Consider the following 17,042-nt stretch of genomic DNA (forward strand, 5'->3'; position numbering starts at 1 on the left):
ATGCCGGCGCGCCTGCCGCCAAGCCCTTCCCCAGGCCGGACCTCGGGAATGCTGGCGGCGTCGCGCGCCTGTCTCAGGAGTTATTCCGGCAGCGAAATGCCAAAATCCATGCTGCCAAACGAGTCCAGGTTGTCTTCCATGCGGCCGCCCTCGGCATTTTCCTCGGTGGCGCGCGGTGCCGCCGTCTTGGTCTTGCGGCGGCGGCGGGCAATGATTTCCTTGAGCAATTCGTCACGGCCCATATAGCAGTCCAGGCACATGTCGTCACGCGGGCTGAATTCCGAGGAGCGCTTGCGCAGGTTGCAGACCCGGCACAACCGGTTGTCGCCCGTGGGCAGCACAGGCTCGTCGTCCTCTTCCTCCTCGACAAAGGCCTCTTCGGGCATATCCGGGAGGGTTTCGGCAGGCTCTTCCTCGCGTTCCTTGCGGACGGGCTTTTCCTTGCGGGCCTTGACCGGAGCCGGCCGCGCGGGTGCGACCTCTTCATCGGGCTCGATCTCGATGCGCAAGGTGAATGGACCTTTTCTGGTGCGCAAGGTCAGTTCGGCTTCCAGCAGCTCGGGAAACAGCTCGGCAAAAATCCGCACCAGTTGGAACTTTTTGTCCACGCCTTTGCGGCGCACCCGGATATAGGCCCGGCTTCCCTGTACTGTGGGCCAGATGGCCTTGTCCAAGTTGGCCTGCCCATCTTGCAGGAAGCGGCCCTCAACAACAAAGCCCTCCTCACAGATAAAATAATCCGTTCCAGGCTCACAATGGAAATAATCCGCTTCCGGGGGTATCTTCTTCCAAACCAATGCCGGTTCCTCATCCAGCCGTACGTGACGGCCTTGTTAGAATCCCAGATCCTGATTGACCACGATCACCGTGATGCATCCCCGCGGGAAGCAATTCCCGGCGATGGTCCGCACGTTGCAGATGCGCTGCCCACTGCCGCAGTCAGTGCAATGGGAGATGACGACGCAGGACGTTTTCTTCGACAGCCGCAGGGCGTTGGCCGGCGCTGCGAAATGTTTGATGCGGGCCATGGCTGCGGCCACGTCCGGCACGATGGTGTTGCGCCCGACAACGGCCACCCCTGTTTGGGGCCAAAGGCTCGCTTGCATGCGGCCTCCTACCCCCGGCCCGACCGGCGGCGCAAGCTCTTTTAATCGCGTCCCCCAAAAAAGCAAGGCACCGAGCTGTCAGGGATAGAGGTTGCGCAATTCTTCAAGAAATTCAGGCAACGTCGGATCGTGACGGTTCTTGCGCACCACGACCCATACCCCCCAGGAAATAGGAATATTCTTATTTTTACGCTCGGCGTAAAACCCGTCCAGGGCGGTCACGATCCGTCCGGCCGTCATGTCGGCAAAATAGGCGTCGGACTGGCGCATAATGCTTTCCATGATGTCGGAGCAGATCGTGTACTCGTTTTTAAGCGTAATGCCCAAGATATTTTCATTGAGATTGAATCCGTCAAAAATGCCGAGCACCAGATCGGTTTTTTGCTCGCGGGAAAGCCCGGTCCAATAGGCACCGGCCCGTCGTGGCGTGGTGGCGGCCTGGGCCAGACCGGCCTCCCCAACACAGACGGCCGCCAGCAGGCACAGGACAAGCGCCCGCATCAACCACATTGGCCCCTTTGGCCCCGACCAACTCCCACTCCCCATGCGCACCTCGTTGTCCCGTCCCCATTCGTCGCCAAGCCGCAACCGCACCACGCAAGGGATACATCGTTTCAACGCCCCGGCAAGAAAAAGATGCCGGTTTTGCACCCCTCGCGTTTAAAAAAAGACCGGAGCCATTTTTGACGCAAAAACAGAGAGGCCACCTGTCGCTGCTTGGCAAAATATACCGGAATGACGCGAAAGCAACACTACGTGGACAACAATTGTGGCGGTAAATGATCGGTGACCACGGGACCGACCACGGTCTGGCGGCGCGACATGCCAAGGACGACCATGGCGGCGTTGGGAATGGCCACCGCCTGCCGAAAGGCCCGGAACCGAAACATGGCCTCCTCGACGCCAAGACGCCCGCACAGCACCCGCAACATGACCCCGCGCAGAAACTGGCCATGGCTGAAAACCGTCACATGCCCCCGCACCTCGGTCAAGCGGTCGAGAAAGGCTTCCACCCTGTCCCAAAAGGCCAGAAAGGATTCGGCCCCGTCGCCGTCCCGGTGGCCCGGATCAAGGCGTTCCCAGTATTTGTCGATGGCGGCGTGGCGGTCTGCGCGCCGGGTTCCCAGGTAGCGATGCGGGGCCAGATAGGTAAATTCCTGCACCGGCCACACGGCCACGGGCACCTCGGGATAGCGCTCGCACAGCGGCATGGCCGTTTGCACAGCCCGATCAAAGGAGGAAAAAACGATCAGACGCGGGGCGCGGCAAAAGCAGGATGCCACCAGGGCGGCCTGGGCATGGCCAAGGGCCGTGAGCGGGATGGTGTCCGGGTATTCGGTGATGTCGCCAGCGTTGGACGCACTCTGGCCGTGGCGGATGCAGCGGATGACGGTCATGGCCTCTCTGCCTTGATGACAAGATACTCCAAAAAATACAGCCTGATGGCTTTTGGGCCGCCGATGGACGCATTGAGCAGTTGCAACAGTTGCGCCCGAAGCGCGTCCCGCCCCCGGGGAGCCAGAAGCTGGGCTGCGGTCTTATCCCGAAAAAAGAGCAGCAGGTCTTCCCGGACCTGACCCGAGGCGGCTATTTTTGCGCCCTGCTCGTCGGAAAAGAGCACTTCGAAGGCGAGGCGCAATCGACCGATTTTGCCGCCGTCGTCGATATTGACCTCAAAAGGCGGAAACGTCACCGTGCCGCCACGCACCACTGCTTCGCCCGCAGCCTGACACGGCCGCGATGCGCCGGCAACAAGAAGCCACACAAGAGCAAGCAGCAGCAACGCCGCCCCCCTGCCCGGCCAGGCCCGCGCCCATGCGCCAACGGCCCGCGTTATTTTCCCTCTGATTGACTGGGGGATGCCCGGCCTTGTCCGCGCCCATGCGCCAACGGCCCGTGCAGCGTCCACGACAGGGACTGGGTCCATCAATTCCACACCACCTTTGGCAAGAGTCGCAGCCGGCTTCCTGCCGCCTCTTTGGCCGGGGTGCCACCGCCCAGGCACACCCTAGGCGCGCCCTGGGTCCACGGCAAAAGACGCCCGCCACAGTGACAGGGCCACCAGTGTTCCCAACAGCGCAGCCCCAACCAGCACGGCGGCGGCGGCGGCAAAGCCGAACCGGGCCAGGACCAATCCGGGGAGAAAGGAACCCAGCGCCCCGCCGGAATAGTAAAAGGAAATATAGAGCCCGTTGACAAGCCCCTTGTGCTCGCCTTCGGCCCCGTTAAGCACCCCCGGAGCCACGGAATGGGCCATGAACATGCCCGTGCAAAGGACGAACACGCTGGCAAAAACTGCCGCCTGGGCCGGCACGGCAAACACCAGGGCCGAGGCAATGACCACGGCCGCACCCAACGCCATGGTCCGGGCCGGGCCGCCCAGGCGGCGGGTCAGGCGATGGGAGGTCAGGCAGGTGACGATGCCCATGAGGTAGCCGCAATACATGATCCCGGCCCGCAAGGGGGAATAGCCGCCTTCCAGTTCGGACAGGCGAAAGGGCAGTAGGTTGAGTATGCCGGAAAAGACAAAAAAAAGCAGGGCCACGACGCCATAGGCGGCTAAAAAGCCCGGCTTTTTGAGCACATCCGGGGCATCACGCAGCCGTATGGGCAAAAAGGCTGACCGGGAATCCGGCGGCAGGGTCAGGCAGGCCACGGCGCACAGCAACAGTGCTGCCCCCAACCCATAAAACGGCAAGCGCCAGCCCAGAGCCTCGGCGGCCAGACCTGAAAAAAAACGGCCGAAAAAGCCGCCGAACACCGTCACCGCGATATAGGCGGCCATGACCCGCCGCACCACGGCAGGTGTTGCTGCCGTAGCCAGATAGGTCATGAGCGCTGTCAGCAAGGCCGGCACCAGCAGCCCCTGGACCACGCGAAGGCCCAGAAAAAGGGGAAACTCCGGGCACAGCGGCAGCAAAAAAGTGGTGACGGCGAGCAGGCCCAGGGAGGCCCCGATCAACGGCCGGGCCGGCACGGCGTCGAGAAAAAAACCATAGGCCAGGGGGGCCAGACCCAGGGGCAGCATGGTGGCAGTGACCGCCAGCGAGGCCGTGGCCTGGGACACGCCATAGGCCTGGGCCAACAGCGGCAGCAAGGGCTGGGGGGCGTAGATGGAGGAGATGCCGCCAACGGTTGCGGCATACAATACCAAAAGCGTCCACTTCCCCATCCGTCCCCTCCCAATGCAAGGCTGCCTCGTTCACATAGCCCCTATCGCCTTCGGAGAAAAGCCTCACCCGACAAAATGACCAGGGTTTGGCCACGCCAGCGGCCAGACCACCGGGCCCGACTGACCGAACAGCAGCGACAACCGACCGAGCAGCAGGGCCGGCTGACCAGCCTTCGCCGGTTGCGGGACGTGACCTGTTTACGAACACGCCACTGCGAACAGGGCCGGTCGCCACAGGGAAGGCGTCCCCGGCCCAAGCGTGGGGGAGACGGCCTGGGGACGCCCGGCGACCAGCCCTCGACCGCAGCCGCAAGCCCGCCCGATACCGCACCAGCGCCCGGTCGGACGCCGCAAGACGCTTCCAGACAACGCCCCCCTAGAACAGGCGGTCAATATCCAGCGCTTCACCGCAACAGGGACAACACTGCACCCGGGCTTTAAACAGCAGGCGCGGCCGGAAAAAAACAGCGCGCCAGGTGGGGCCTGACGGACGGTAATCGACCAGAATGGGCTTGCCGCAGCGGCAGTAGCGACGTTGCATGGAGAGCCTCCTTGTTGCACAGTCTGCGCAATAGTTGTTTATCAATATAAACACGTTGGAGAAAAAAAATTACAGTTCCCGACCCACCCACAACACCCGGCCGATGACCCGCAGCGCGTCCAGTTCATCCCCGGCCAACACGATAGGGGCGTAGTCCCGGTTGTCGCTTAACAGCACAAGCTGTCCCGGACGCTTTTCCACCCGCTTGACCAGCACCGTGTCCTCAAGCCCCACGGCATAGACGCCATGGGCCACCACTGCCGTCTGCCCCTGGTCAATGAGCACCATGTCGCCATGGCGGATCTCCGGCTCCATGCTGTTGCCGACCACATCCATGAGCACCATACCGGAAGGACGCCCCTTGGCCCGCAACCAATCCTGGCGAAACGGATAGAATTGCTCCACCTCGCCCCCGGCCTCAAACGAGCCGCCGCCGGCCGACAACCTGGCCCGGACCTTGGGCACGGCGGCAAACACGCCGCTTTCCCCCCGGGCCGCGTCAGATATGGCCGCGTCGCGCCCCGCAGCTCCTTGGTAGCCCCCGGCCATACCGACAGTGCCCCGACGCTGCCGGCCAAATTCCAGCCAGTCCGGGTCAGCGCCCGTGCGCCGCGAGACGGCCAACACCCAGGCTTTGGGCACAGCGTCCTTGCGCTTGGCCTGGGTCACGGCGGAACGATGGACCCCGAGCAGCCCGGCCAGTTCGGTCTGGGAAACAAGGCCGGCCGCCTTGGCGGCCCGGGCAAAAAAGCCCTCAAAGCCGCCCCCGGGCTGATCGTGCTGTCTGTCGTGTCCGTTCATGTTGCGTTTTATAAACAAAGCGCCGCCCCGGCGCAAGTTTTTTTTTGATTGAAGCCGTTCGCCGTTATTTTCGTCGTCGCGCTAAAGACACTGCTTGGGCCAGCCGAAAAGAGCAGCGACACAGATCGTCGCCCCCGACCGCGTCGGGGAAGCTCAGGGCAGCCAAGGAAGTTCAGGCAGGCCCGCAAAAACAGACAAGGAAGTCCGTCATGAATGCGCCAGCCAAGCACCACCGCGCCCGAGGCGTCACACCCGGCCATCAGGAAGATCCGGCCGACCGCGCCCGTCGCGTCGAGGACCTCAAGCGCCGCGTGGCCTCAGGCACCTACCTGATCCAGCACTACGAGATTATCGAGGGGCTTCTCGACTCATTGGCCGCCGAAACCGAATAATCCGGCGGCCAAGGGGCCGCTTTTGCCGTTTTGTCCCAGCCACGCCGCCCCGTCCTCAATCCCCTGCCGCGCCACTTGGCGCTTTCTTTCGCCTGCCTTAGCCCGTCACCACTTCCAGCACCGCCTCGGCAAAGGTCCAGGGCGCGTCCAGGCTCACGGTAAACGCCGGGCAGTCGATGCTGTCGCAGTGCAAAAAGAGCTTGTCCCCATCGCCATAGCCGTAGAGCGGATCACCCACCAAAGGATGCCCGCTGTAGGCCAGATGGGCGCGAATCTGATGGCGCGCCCCCTTGCCGATGCGGCAGCGCAACAGTGTGGCGCCGCTCTGCGTTTCCAGCGGCTCCACATCGGTCATGCGCAGGGAATCGATCACCCGCCGGGCCAGCACGCGCGTCTTGCGGCGATCTGCCGTATCCAAGGCGTTATCGGCCATAAAGCAGTCCAGAACTTCGCCGTGGGCCACGGCCAGATACGTCTTGGACACTTCGCCCTCTTCTTCCATATGCCCGTAGGCCTCGGCCGCCGCCGCCGTAAAGGCCACCGGCACCAGCCCCGTGGTCAGCCGGTCGAGCCGGGACAGCAGGACAGGGGCCTTTCCCGGAAAAATAGCCGGCAACAGCGCTTCCAGGGATTCGCCGCCGCCATGGGCAATGGACGCGGTGTGCAGCCCTGCCGGCTTGGACACCACGGCATACTCCCCGGCCTCCAGCACCACCGGCACATCGTCTGGCCCAAAAAGCGCCGTCTCCCGGACAATGGGCGACACCGTCAGCGTCTGCCCGGCCCGGACCCGATAGCTGCAAGTCCGAACCCGGCCGTTGACCGCAACCGCCCCGGATTCCACCAGCCGCCGCCGGCCGCGAAGCCCGGCATCGGGGAGCAAACCTTCCAAAACCCGGTCGAGCCGCCAGCCGTCGGCGTGGGACGGCACAACCATACTTTTTATTGCATCATGCATTGCGCCATCATAGTCTTCGCCCGGCCAAGTGCAAGTGGCACGGCGCGGCATGGCGAAAGACTGCCACCGCCGGGAGCCGCAGGCAAAAGGAGCCGCCCCCATGCTTATCCAGGTCAAGGCCTCGGCCGGGTCGGGCAAGACCCACGCCCTGACCAACCGCTTCCTGTCTCTCGTGCTCGCGGCCGGCCGCGATTTGCCCCGGGCCTGCGGCGATCTGGGCGACGGTGCCTATGCGGTGCCGGACATCCTGGCCGTGACCTTTACCAACAAGGCCGCTGCCGAGATGCGCGAACGGGTCATTGAGGCGCTCAAAAAAATGGCCCTGGGCCAAAGCGGCGGCGCGTCAAAGGACCGGGTAACGGCCCGGCGCGAGTTGGAATCGCTACTCATCCACGCCCAGCGCCTCAATATCCGCACCATCGACAGCCTGCTCTATCTCATGGCCCGGGTGTTTGCCCTGGAACTGGGCCTGCGCCCGGATTTCGAGCCGTGTTTCGACGACACGGCCATCCTGTCCGACCTTTATGACCGTCTGGCCGCCGGCTTGCCGGCCGATCCCGGTCTGGCCCGGCAGTTTGGCGAGGCGGCTGCGGCGCTTTTCTCCCGCAGCAAAGGTTTTTTGCCCACCCTGCCCTTTCGCGAGCAACTGCTTACCGTGGCCGGCAAGCTCTTGGCCGACCCGGCCTGCGCCACCACCGATCCCGAGGCGTTGCGCCTGGGCCTGACCCGGCGCATGGGGGCGCTGCAAAACGCGGCCGGCGCGATCCTCCTGGCCCTGGACACGGCCGGACTGGTCGGCAACGCCCATTTCCTCACTTTTTTGCGCAAATGCCGGGATTGCGACAACGCCGCCCAGTTGCCGACCTCGACCTTTGTGGCCAAGGAGTCCCTGGCCGAGTGCCTGCTCAAAGCCTCGCGCGACCGGGTCACGCCCCAGCTCGAACGCCTGTTTGCCGCCTTGACCCAGGCCTATGGCGTGTGCCGCCGGGAAGCGCCGGTGCTGCTCGGGGCCATGGGCTTGGCCCCGTTTCTGGCCCTGGCCAGACGGCTGGCCGAGGATTTCCCGGGCTATCTGGCCCGTATGCGAAAACTGCCCCAATCCCAGTGGGCGCGCCTGGTCACCGCCCGGCTGGCCGGCGAGGACGGCGTGCCCGATGCCTGGTGCCGCATGGGTTCAGGGCTGGCCCACATGCTCATCGACGAGTTCCAGGACACCTCGCGCAGCCAGTGGGCCGTCTTGCGCCTGCTCGCCCTGGAGAGTCTGGCCTGCGGCGGCAGCCTGTATCTCGTCGGCGACGTCAAGCAGGCCATCTACAGTTGGCGCGGCGGCGACGCGGCCCTGTTTGACGAAGCCCCGGCCGACCCCGAACTGTGCGCCGTTTCCGCGCCCCACTTTGAAGCCCTGCCCCACAACTGGCGCAGCGCCCCGGCCATTGTCGGGACCAACAACCGTTTTTTTGCCCCCCTGGCCGAGCCGGCCAAAGCCCTGGAGGCGGCCGAGGCATTGCTTGGTTCGGAACTGGCTGTGGCCGCCCCGGAACTGGCCGCCGCCCTTGGCCGGGCCTTTAGCGGAGCCGGCCAGGAGATTCCCCCAAGCTACGCCGGACCCCAGGGCCATGTCCGGGTGACTGCCCTGCCCGGGGAATCGACCGAGGAATACGACGACGCCGCCCGGGAAACGCTGCTGGCCCTTTTGCGCGACGAACTGCTGCCGCGCCACGGGGCCGGCGGCGTGGCTGTGCTCACCCGCACCAATCCCCAAGCCGGGCGGGTGGCTTCCTGGCTGGTTGATGCCGGCATCGAAGTCGTGACCGAAAACAGCCTGCGCCTGGCCGACCATCCGCTGATCCGCCAACTCGCCGCCCTGCTGGCTTTTCTGGATTATCCGCCGGACAGCCTGTCGTTTTGGGCTTTTGTCTCGGGCCAGGAGCTTTTTGGCGATCTGGCCGGCATTACGCGCGACGAGCTGACCCAGTGGCTGGCCGGACTACCGGGTCGGGCCTCCCTGTCCCTGGCCTTTAAGGCCCGCTGGCCCGACCCCTGGCAACTGCTCATAAAGCCCTATCTGCGCCAGACCGGCTTAGCCGGCCCCTACGACATCCTGCGCTCCATCGTCACCGGCTATCGCCTGATCGAGCGCCGGCCCGGAGACGAGGCCTTTATCCGCCGCTTTCTGGAAATCGCCCATCTGGCCGAAAACGACGGCCGGGCCTCCATTTCCGCCTTTCTGGAATTTTGGAACGAAAACGGCGAAGACGAAAAGGTGCCCCAGCCCGAAAACGCCGGGGCCGTGCGGGTCATGACCATCCACAAGGCCAAGGGCCTGCAATTTCCGGCCGTGGTCGTGCCCTATCATCACTTCCACACCGACAACCGCCATCCCGAACTGGTCACCGCCATCCTTGACGAGGGCACCTTGCTGGTGCCCGACCAGCCCGGCCTGGGCGAAGCCTACGCCCGCCGCCGGGCCAGGGATTTGGCCGAGCAGATCCATCTGCTCTATGTCGCCTGGACACGGCCGGAGCTTGAACTCCACGCCTTCGTGCCTGGCCATGGCCCTTTGCGCGAGGGCCGGCGCTATCCGCTGACCCGGGTCATGGACGTTCTTTTTGCCGCCTTTGGCACCGACCCGGCCGAAGGCACCCCCATCCGCATCGGCGCGCCGACCGAGGCTCCGCCCGCCAACGCCGCTGCCTGTGCGGCCGCCCCGCTGCCCGCCCCGGCCGCTGTTGCGCCCCAGGCACCGCTGTCCTGGCTGCCGCGCCTGAAAGTCTATCGCAACGTGGCCCGGGATATCCGCGACGCCATGCGGTTTACCGAAAAGCGGCGCGGCGAATTGGCCCACGCTGCCGCCGAGACGTTTGTGCGGGCCGGCTTTGATCCCAGCGATCCCGAACCCGCCGCCCGAAAAGCCGTGGGGCTGGTTCTTGGCGCAACCCGCCTGGACCCGGGGCTGCGCGCCCGTCTGGCCGAAGAATTTGCTGCCATGCTGCTGTGGCTGGCCGGCCTTGACGCGCTGCGCCCGACGCTCGCCGCCGGCTTTTGCGAACGCGACATCCTGGCCCCGGACGGCCAGCGCCACCGGCCGGACCTCTTTGCCGCCGGCCCCCAGGCCATAACCGTGGCGGATTTCAAAACCGGTCAGGCCGATGCCAGCCACGACGTCCAGGTGCGCCGCTATCTCGATCTCTTGCGCCATCTGCCCGACTGCGCCACGGTCCCAGCCAAGGGCTGGCTTGTCTATCTCGACCGCCGGGAGTGCTGTCCCGTGGAGTACGCCTCATGAAGCCCGTTGCCATTGTTCCCTGGACCGAGGAATTTTTCGCCGGCCTGGCCGAGCGGCTCGTTGCAGCCACGGGCGGGGATTTTTCAAACGTGCTGGTCCTCTTTCCCCTGCGCCGGGCGGCCCGGCACCTGTGTGACCGGCTGGCCGAGCTGCCGGGACTGCCGCTGCCGCTGCTCCTGCCGGAAATCGCGGCCGTGGGCGAATGGACGGCTGGCCTTGGGGCCACCTTCGCCCCTGCCCCGCCGGTCATGCTCGACGCCCTGGACCGGGTGGCCATCCTCCACGACATCGTGACCGAACTGGCTGCCGCCGATCCCGAGGACAGCGAGTTCCCCACCGACATCACCCGCTTTTTTCCCTGGGGCCTGGAACTGGCCGAACTCATGGAAGAGCTGTTGCGCCAGGGTGTGCCCGGGCGCGATCTGGCCCACATGGACGGGCAGGTGCTGGCCCCGGCCGCCGCCCTGCTGGCCCGGCTGGGCACCATCCACGACCGCTACCGGGAGCGCCTGACCGCCGAGGGACTGGCCACGCCGGGCCTGTGCGTTGCGCTCGCCGCCGAAAATGCCGAAGCCATTGCCGCGTCGCTTGACGGCCGGCGCATTTTTGCCTGCGGCTTTGCCGTCCTGTCCGGGGCGGAAAAAAAGCTCTTTCACACCCTGTGGAAAAAAGATCTGCTGGAACTCATCTGGCACGCCGACCCGGCCCTGGCCGACGGCGGCCGGCCGGTCCATTTCGCCTGCCGCGAGCACCAGCGGCTGCTCAAGGATTGGAAAGCCAAAGCCACGGTCATTGCCGCCGGCAAGGCCCGCCGCCTGCGCACCAAGGCCGATCCCGCCCGCGCCACCCTGGTCCTGGACGCCGACGCCGCCAATCTGTCCTCCAAAAAACTGCGCTTTTTTGAGGCCCATGATCTGCACGCCCAATTAAAAGTCCTGGAGACATGTCTTAGCGACGCCCCGGACCTGGACAGCACGGCCATCGTGCTGCCGGACACCGGCCTGCTCTCGCCGGTGCTGCATATCCTGCCCCAAAAAGACGTCAACATCTCCATGGGCTATCCCCTCGCCCGCTCGGCCCTGGCCCGGCTCCTGGAAACCATGCTGACGCTCCAGGAAACCCGGCTGTCGGCCGGGCGCTACCACTGGCGCGCCCTGGTGGCCCTGTTGCGCCATCCCTATTTAAAGATGCTGCGTCTGGGGCCGGACGAGCCGCTGCGGGCCGTTTTCCACGGCCTGGAAGCCGCCATCCGCCAGGGCGGGGCCTATGTCGATCCCTTCGGGCTGCCGTTGCCCGGCGGCGAGGACGCGCCCCCCTCCCCCGAAGTCCTGGCGCTGGCCAAGCGGGTGCTCACCGTCTGCCTGACCGCCTTCGACATCGTGGACACCCCCCGGGCCTTGGGCAACGCCCTCACCGGGCTGGCCGAACTGCTGCTGGACCCCGACCATGCCGGCGACGCCTGGGAGCGGTTTCTCATCGACGCCGAATGCCTCTTTCGTCTGGCCACCGACGTCATCCCGGCCCTGACCGCCGGCCGGCTGGCCGACGCCGCCCTCCCCACCGCCACGCTTTTTGCCCTGCTGCGCCGGCTTTTGGCCGACGAGCGCGCCCCGTTTGAGGCCGAGCCGCTGACCGGCTTGCAGGTCATGGGCGTCCTGGAAACGCGGCTCATGTCTTTTAAGCGTGTTTTCGTCCTGGACGCCGTCGAGGACAAAATCCCGGGCGCGCCGCGCTACGATGCCCTGCTCCCGGACACCCTGCGCCGCCTGCTCGCCCTGCCCGATTCCCGGGAGCGCGATCTGGTGGCCGCCTATAACCTCTACCGGCTCTTTTTCGGGGCCGAGGAGATCACGGTCTTTTACCGCACCGGGGCCACGGGCACCGGCCTTTTTGAGGATCGGCCAAGCCGCAGCCGGTTCGTCGAGCAACTCCTGTGGGAAGAGGAAAAGCGCCTGGGCCGGGTGCTCACCCCCGGAGAGCCGCCGGTCTCCATCGTGCGCCTGCCGCCGTGTCCCATCCCCAAAGCCGACGCCGCCCTGCCCGTGACCCCGGCCGTGGCCGAACGGCTGGCCGCCTATCTGGCCGACAAGCGCCTGTCCGCCACCTTTTTCGACACCTATCTGGCCTGCCCGCTGCGTTTTTTCTACCGCTACCTCTCGCCCCTGGCAGCGTTGGCCGAAGTGGCCGAGGACGGCGACCGGGCCGCTGTGGGCGAAGTGGTCCACGAAGTCTTGCGCGACTACTTCACCCCGTTTCTCGGTCGCGACATCGACGGAGCCGACCTTGACCCGGGCGAACTGGCTGCTTTGTACGAAAGCCGTATGCGGGCCAGCCCCGCCTATGCCGCCCTGCCCCCGGACGGCCAACTCCTGCTGCTGCGCTCCGGCCGGGCCAGGCTGGCCGACGCCGTGGCCGCCACGCCACGCACCGTGCCCCTGGCCCTGGAAACCGAACTCGTGGCCAGCCTGGAGGTGGACGGCCGGTCCTATCCCCTGGCCGGCCGGGCCGACCGCATCGACCGGCGCGAAGACGGCATCGTCATTTTGGATTACAAGACCGGCAGCCTGTCTCTCCCCAAAAACACCGTCTGGAGGGACGAGGCCCTGTGGAGCCGCATCGGTGCCGCCGGCGGCCTTGGCCCCTACGACGAGACGCTGCTTGACCTCGTGGCCAAACGCTTCGGCAGCGTCCAGTTGCCGCTCTACTGCTGGCTCCATGCCGTCAGTCGCCACGAAACGCCGGCCGACGCCGCCTTTGTCGAACTGCGCGACCGGGGCCAGGAACGACCGCTGTTCGGCCCGCGCCTGGAACCCGAAGCCCGAAACGAAGCCATCCGACGCCAGACGCCGCAACTGCTGGCCTGCCTCGTGCGCAACCTGCGCGACGCCCCCTCCTTTGCCCCACGCCCCGACGAACGCCGCTGCCCCTACTGCGACTACCGCGCCGCCTGCGGTGCGTAAGAAACCGGGGCTCTGCCCCAGGCCCCGGCCGGGCGCTGCCCGGCACCCGCCGGGGGGCGACGGCCCCCCGGACCCCCGGGAAGGGGGGAGGCTGAGGCCCTTTGCTTCCTGCACACCAGCAAAGTGCCGACACTGTGCACCGGAAGTCCCCCTAACCCCATAAAGCAGGGGTCCGGGGGGATCATCCCCGGCGGGGCTCGGGGCAGCGCCCCGATTCTCTTTTACCTGTCGCGCCCCTTGACGGCCGCCGTCGGCCCGCGCTATGGAGCAGTCAACGTTTTATCCGACCAAGGAAGCCCTGCCATGTCTACCGCCAACCACGTCCTGCTAGCCTGCCCGCTGTCGACGACGTGCGTGGTCGTAGTAGGCGTCGTTATCGCGGCGCCTTAGCGGGGAAGCTTTCTTTTTTGTGATCTTCCAGCCCCCGCCGGCGCGCCGGTGGGGGCTTTTTTATGGGCTGTCCGCCGCGCGCCATGGGGCTTTAGCAGGAGCCGCCCATGACACGCTTGACCGGTGCGCGCATCATTGCCCAGAGTCTGTGCCGCCACGGCATCACCACCGTGGCCGGCATTCCCGGCGGTGCCAATCTGCCGCTGTTTGACGCCCTGGCCGAAACCCCCATCCGCATTGTCCTGGCCCGCCATGAGCAGGGTGCCGGGTTTATTGCCCAGGGCATGGCCCGGGTGACGGGCCGGGCGCAGGTCTGTCTGGCCACGTCCGGGCCGGGTGTCATGAATCTGCTCACCGCCATTGCCGACGCCAAGGCCGATTCCGTGCCCCTCGTCTGCATCACCGGGCAGGTGCCGCGCAGTTTGTTGGGCACCGACGCCTTTCAGGAAGTGGACGTCTACGGCCTGACCATTCCCATTGCCAAACACAACGTGCTGGTGCGCCGGGCGGCCGATCTGCCCCGCGTCATGGCCGAGGCCTTTGCTTTGGCGACGTCGGGCCGGCCGGGACCGGTGGTGGTGGACGTGCCCAGGGATGTCCAGACCGAGGCGGTGGAGCTTGGCGCGTGGCCGGCGAGCGCCGGGCCAAAGGGTCCGGCCGGGTCGGGCTTGCCTGAACCGGGGGATCTGGCCTTTGCCGCAGCACTTTTGGCCCGATGCGAGCGGCCGCTGCTCTATTGCGGCGGCGGTGCGGCCAAGGCCGGGGAGGCGATTGCCGCCCTGGCCGAAACTCTGGACGCGCCGGTGGTGACCACGCTGATGGGCCTTGGCCTTTTGCCGCCCAACCATCCCCGGCTGGCCGGCATGATCGGCATGCACGGCGCGCCGACGGCCAATCATCTGCTGGCCCGCTGCGACATGCTGGTGGCGGTCGGGGCGCGCTTTGACGACCGGGCCACCGGCGATGCCAAGCGGTTTTGCCCCGGGGCCTCCGTGGTCCACATCGACATCGATCCGGCCGAGCACCACAAAAACCGCCAGGCCCATGTGGCCCTGGCCGGCGACGCCGGCCGGGTGCTTGCCGCGCTGTTGCCGCTGCTTCCGGCCCGGTCGCGTCCGGCTTGGACCGCCATCCGCGAGCGCCTTGCCCGGGAGCATCCCTTTGCCCTGCCGGGAATCGACGATCCGAAAAGTCCCTATGGTGTGCTGGCCGCCGCCGCCGGGATGCTCGGGCCGGATGCGGTGGTGGCCACGGATGTGGGGCAGAATCAAATGCGCGCCGCCCAGGCCTGGCCGTGTCATCGGCCGGGGCGGTTTCTGACCTCGGGCGGCCTTGGCACCATGGGCTTTGGCCTGCCGGCAGCCATTGGCGCGGCGTTGGCCGAGCCTGGGCGGCCGGTTGCCTGCGTTACCGGCGACGGCGGCCTTTTGATGAACGTCCAGGAACTGGCCACGTTGGCGGAACTGGGCCTGCCGGTCAAAATTTTACTCATGGATAACGGCGTGTTGGGGCTGGTTCGCCAGCAACAGGCCCTGTTTGTCGGCGGCCGTTACACCGCCTCGACTTTCACCGCCCGGCCCAATTTCACGGCCCTGGCCGCCTCGTTTGGCATCGCGGCCCTGGATCTTGAACCCTGCCGCGACGGGCGCGCCGCCCTGGCCGCCGCCCTGGCCGCGCCCGGCCCGGCCCTGGTGCGCCTGCCTGTCGATCCCGATGCCCATGTCTATCCCATGGTGCCGCCCGGTGCCGCCAACCATGAAATGATTTTGGAGAATCGCCATGCCCACGCCTAAAAACGACCACGCTTGGACCGCTGCTGCCTCGGCCGTGCTCGAACTGACCACCGGCGACACGCTGGCCGCCCTGCGCCATGTGGCGGCCTGTCTGGCCCGGCGCTCCTATCCGCTGCTGGGGCTGGCCTGCACCCCCGGCGCGACCGGGAATGGCCGGCTGGTGGTGACTGTTGCCGACGACGGCCGGTTGGAGCGGCTTCTGGCCGAACTGCGCGCCTTGCCGGAGATTGTGGCCGCACGTCTGGGCCGGGGACAGCAAGCCGCCCAGGCCGGTCTGGTCAACGACGCGGCAGCCTGACGCGGCGCGCAAGCACCAGACGCGGCAGCAAGCACCGGACATTGCGGCCTGACGCGGTGCGCAAGCCCTGGTCGTTGCGCCCCCGCCACGACGGGAGGCGATAGGGGTGAAACGCCGTTCTGGACGAGTGCTGCCGCCTGGGGTATGGGCCTGCCAAGCGTCTTTCGCTTTGGGAGGTTGTACCGTGAAAGCGCAACTCGTACCCCTTTTTTCGGCGCAGCGGACGTCGCAGCCGGCCGTGGACCGTCAGGCACGGCTCTTCGCTGAAAGTCCGGCAGTAGGCATCCTCAACCGGTTGCCCACAGGCGTTGCCGTTTTCAATGCGTCCCGGCAGATCGTCTATGCCAACGACGTGTTTTGCCGCTTGGCCAATACAGGGCACGGCGTTTCCGCCGTGGTGGGACTGCGCCTTGGCGAGGCCCTGTCCTGCCTGGGAGCCAAGCTGGCGGCCGGCGGTTGCGGCACCACGGAGCTGTGCCGTTCCTGCGGCGCGGCCAAGTCCATTGCCGCAGCCCTGCTCGGACAGGATACTGCCCCTGGCGAATGCTCCATCAGCCGCCACGGCGTCGAGCGCCTGGAGAATCTGGATTTTCGCATCTGGCTCTGGCCGCTGCGCCATGGCGGGGAAAATTTCCATGTCGCCTTGCTGTCGGACATCCGGGCGGAAAAGCGCCTGGATCTCATGGAGCGCATTTTCTACCACGACATTTTAAATCTCGTCTCCGGCATGCACGGCGTGTGCGAACTGATGCGCGAGGAAGAGGAAGGCACGCGCAACGCCGAACTGGATCTGCTCCTGTTTGCCGTGGAACGGGTCACCGATCTCATCCAGTCCCAGCGCGACCTGACCCTGGCCGAGCGCGGCGACTACGAGGTGGCCGCCAACAAGATGGGCACCCTGTCGCTGCTCTCAGACATTACGGCGCTCATGCGCCGGGAATCGTCCTGCCGGGGCAAGACGCTGGCCATCGCGCCGGACAGCGCCGATGTCTTTTTCAGCTCGGATCGCAAGCTCCTCACCCGCATCCTGGTCAACTTGCAGAAAAACGCCCTGGAAGCCACCCCGACCGGCGGCACCGTGACCACCGGATGCCACCAGGACGGTGCCCAGGTGCGGTTTTGGGTCCACAACGCCACCATGGTGCCTGAAGAGGCGCGGACGCAAATTTTTCGCCGCACTTTTTCCACCAAGGGCCGGGGCCGGGGGCTTGGCACCTACGGCACCAAGCTTTTTGCCGAAAACTATCTCGGCGGCACTGTGGGCTTTACAACCGAAGAGGCGGCTGGCACCACGTTTTATGTGCTGCTGCCGTGCGGGGAGCCGGCCTGACGCCAGCGGCTCTTG

Annotated in this window: 15 protein-coding genes; 6 read left to right on the plus strand and 9 right to left on the minus strand. The window is 66.2% G+C overall.

Annotation, left to right across the window (positions count from 1 at the left end; translation table 11 throughout):
- Positions 1–80: 80 nt before the first annotated feature.
- The 8 genes from GTA51_RS13395 to GTA51_RS13425 form a co-directional block, all read right to left on the minus strand.
- Positions 81–674: a hypothetical protein gene (locus GTA51_RS13395; protein ID WP_246198133.1), complete on the minus strand. Its 594-nt coding sequence runs from the start codon at positions 672–674 to the stop codon at positions 81–83.
- A gap of 159 nt (positions 675–833) precedes the next feature.
- Positions 834–1,106 (minus strand): LUD domain-containing protein, encoded by a 273-nt coding sequence (locus GTA51_RS13400; protein ID WP_160961846.1) that lies wholly within the window; start codon positions 1,104–1,106, stop codon positions 834–836.
- Between the two features lie 78 nt (positions 1,107–1,184).
- Complete coding sequence (locus tag GTA51_RS13405) at positions 1,185–1,607, minus strand: hypothetical protein (protein WP_246198134.1); 423 nt, start codon at positions 1,605–1,607, stop codon at positions 1,185–1,187.
- 251 nt (positions 1,608–1,858) lie between these two features.
- Entirely contained in the window at positions 1,859–2,503 is a 645-nt protein-coding gene (locus GTA51_RS13410; RefSeq protein ID WP_160961850.1) for a histidine phosphatase family protein, read from the minus strand.
- Positions 2,500–2,889 carry a flagellar basal body-associated FliL family protein gene (locus GTA51_RS13415; protein WP_246198135.1) on the minus strand — a complete coding sequence of 130 codons (390 nt, stop codon included), beginning with the start codon at positions 2,887–2,889 and terminating at the stop codon, positions 2,500–2,502. The genes GTA51_RS13410 and GTA51_RS13415 overlap by 4 nt, the downstream gene beginning before the upstream one ends.
- A gap of 225 nt (positions 2,890–3,114) precedes the next feature.
- Complete coding sequence (locus tag GTA51_RS13420) at positions 3,115–4,278, minus strand: MFS transporter (RefSeq protein WP_160961854.1); 1,164 nt, start codon at positions 4,276–4,278, stop codon at positions 3,115–3,117.
- Between the two features lie 376 nt (positions 4,279–4,654).
- Positions 4,655–4,819 carry a hypothetical protein gene (locus GTA51_RS20635; RefSeq protein WP_170300338.1) on the minus strand — a complete coding sequence of 55 codons (165 nt, stop codon included), beginning with the start codon at positions 4,817–4,819 and terminating at the stop codon, positions 4,655–4,657.
- Between the two features lie 69 nt (positions 4,820–4,888).
- Positions 4,889–5,620 carry a LexA family transcriptional regulator gene (locus GTA51_RS13425; protein WP_160961856.1) on the minus strand — a complete coding sequence of 244 codons (732 nt, stop codon included), beginning with the start codon at positions 5,618–5,620 and terminating at the stop codon, positions 4,889–4,891.
- 209 nt (positions 5,621–5,829) lie between these two features.
- Here GTA51_RS13425 and GTA51_RS21410 point away from each other — a divergent pair, with 209 nt between their 5' ends.
- Entirely contained in the window at positions 5,830–6,012 is a 183-nt protein-coding gene (locus tag GTA51_RS21410) for a flagellar biosynthesis anti-sigma factor FlgM (RefSeq protein ID WP_160961857.1), read from the plus strand.
- A gap of 97 nt (positions 6,013–6,109) precedes the next feature.
- Here the strand turns inward: GTA51_RS21410 and GTA51_RS13435 are convergent, their stop codons facing one another.
- On the minus strand, positions 6,110–6,970 hold the full coding sequence (locus GTA51_RS13435) for a pseudouridine synthase (protein ID WP_160961859.1): 861 nt from the start codon (positions 6,968–6,970) through the stop codon (positions 6,110–6,112).
- Positions 6,971–7,070: 100 nt separating this feature from the next.
- Here GTA51_RS13435 and GTA51_RS13440 point away from each other — a divergent pair, with 100 nt between their 5' ends.
- The 5 genes from GTA51_RS13440 (at position 7,071) to GTA51_RS13460 (ending at position 17,027) form a co-directional block, all read left to right on the plus strand.
- On the plus strand, positions 7,071–10,256 hold the full coding sequence (locus GTA51_RS13440; RefSeq protein WP_160961861.1) for a UvrD-helicase domain-containing protein: 3,186 nt from the start codon (positions 7,071–7,073) through the stop codon (positions 10,254–10,256).
- Positions 10,253–13,216, plus strand: a complete 2,964-nt coding sequence (locus tag GTA51_RS13445) for a PD-(D/E)XK nuclease family protein (protein WP_160961863.1) — start codon at positions 10,253–10,255, stop codon at positions 13,214–13,216. Before GTA51_RS13440 ends, GTA51_RS13445 begins: the two co-directional genes overlap by 4 nt.
- 497 nt (positions 13,217–13,713) lie before the next feature.
- On the plus strand, positions 13,714–15,399 hold the full coding sequence (gene ilvB, locus GTA51_RS13450) for a biosynthetic-type acetolactate synthase large subunit (protein WP_160961865.1): 1,686 nt from the start codon (positions 13,714–13,716) through the stop codon (positions 15,397–15,399).
- On the plus strand, positions 15,386–15,697 hold the full coding sequence (locus tag GTA51_RS13455; protein WP_160961866.1) for an ACT domain-containing protein: 312 nt from the start codon (positions 15,386–15,388) through the stop codon (positions 15,695–15,697). The genes ilvB and GTA51_RS13455 overlap by 14 nt, the downstream gene beginning before the upstream one ends.
- Before the next feature lie 184 nt (positions 15,698–15,881).
- A complete protein-coding gene (locus GTA51_RS13460) occupies positions 15,882–17,027 on the plus strand; it encodes an ATP-binding protein (protein WP_160961868.1) in 1,146 nt (381 codons plus the stop codon).
- The last annotated feature ends 15 nt before the right edge of the window (positions 17,028–17,042 follow it).

Source organism: Solidesulfovibrio aerotolerans, assembly GCF_009856865.1.
Taxonomy (GTDB): domain Bacteria; phylum Desulfobacterota; class Desulfovibrionia; order Desulfovibrionales; family Desulfovibrionaceae; genus Solidesulfovibrio; species Solidesulfovibrio aerotolerans.

Excerpts from the sequence above, each read along its gene's own strand:
- GTA51_RS13400 (WP_160961846.1), bottom strand. The coding sequence starts at position 1,106 with ATGCAAGCGAGCCTTTGGCCCCAAACAGGGGTGGCCGTTGTCGGGCGC.
- GTA51_RS13405 (WP_246198134.1), bottom strand. The coding sequence starts at position 1,607 with ATGCGGGCGCTTGTCCTGTGCCTGCTGGCGGCCGTCTGTGTTGGGGAG.
- GTA51_RS13410 (WP_160961850.1), bottom strand. The coding sequence starts at position 2,503 with ATGACCGTCATCCGCTGCATCCGCCACGGCCAGAGTGCGTCCAACGCT.
- GTA51_RS13420 (WP_160961854.1), bottom strand. The coding sequence starts at position 4,278 with ATGGGGAAGTGGACGCTTTTGGTATTGTATGCCGCAACCGTTGGCGGC.
- GTA51_RS20635 (WP_170300338.1), bottom strand. The coding sequence starts at position 4,819 with ATGCAACGTCGCTACTGCCGCTGCGGCAAGCCCATTCTGGTCGATTAC.
- GTA51_RS13425 (WP_160961856.1), bottom strand. The coding sequence starts at position 5,620 with ATGAACGGACACGACAGACAGCACGATCAGCCCGGGGGCGGCTTTGAG.
- GTA51_RS21410 (WP_160961857.1), top strand. The coding sequence starts at position 5,830 with ATGAATGCGCCAGCCAAGCACCACCGCGCCCGAGGCGTCACACCCGGC.
- GTA51_RS13435 (WP_160961859.1), bottom strand. The coding sequence starts at position 6,970 with ATGCATGATGCAATAAAAAGTATGGTTGTGCCGTCCCACGCCGACGGC.
- GTA51_RS13440 (WP_160961861.1), top strand. The coding sequence starts at position 7,071 with ATGCTTATCCAGGTCAAGGCCTCGGCCGGGTCGGGCAAGACCCACGCC.
- GTA51_RS13445 (WP_160961863.1), top strand. The coding sequence starts at position 10,253 with ATGAAGCCCGTTGCCATTGTTCCCTGGACCGAGGAATTTTTCGCCGGC.
- ilvB (WP_160961865.1), top strand. The coding sequence starts at position 13,714 with ATGACACGCTTGACCGGTGCGCGCATCATTGCCCAGAGTCTGTGCCGC.
- GTA51_RS13455 (WP_160961866.1), top strand. The coding sequence starts at position 15,386 with ATGCCCACGCCTAAAAACGACCACGCTTGGACCGCTGCTGCCTCGGCC.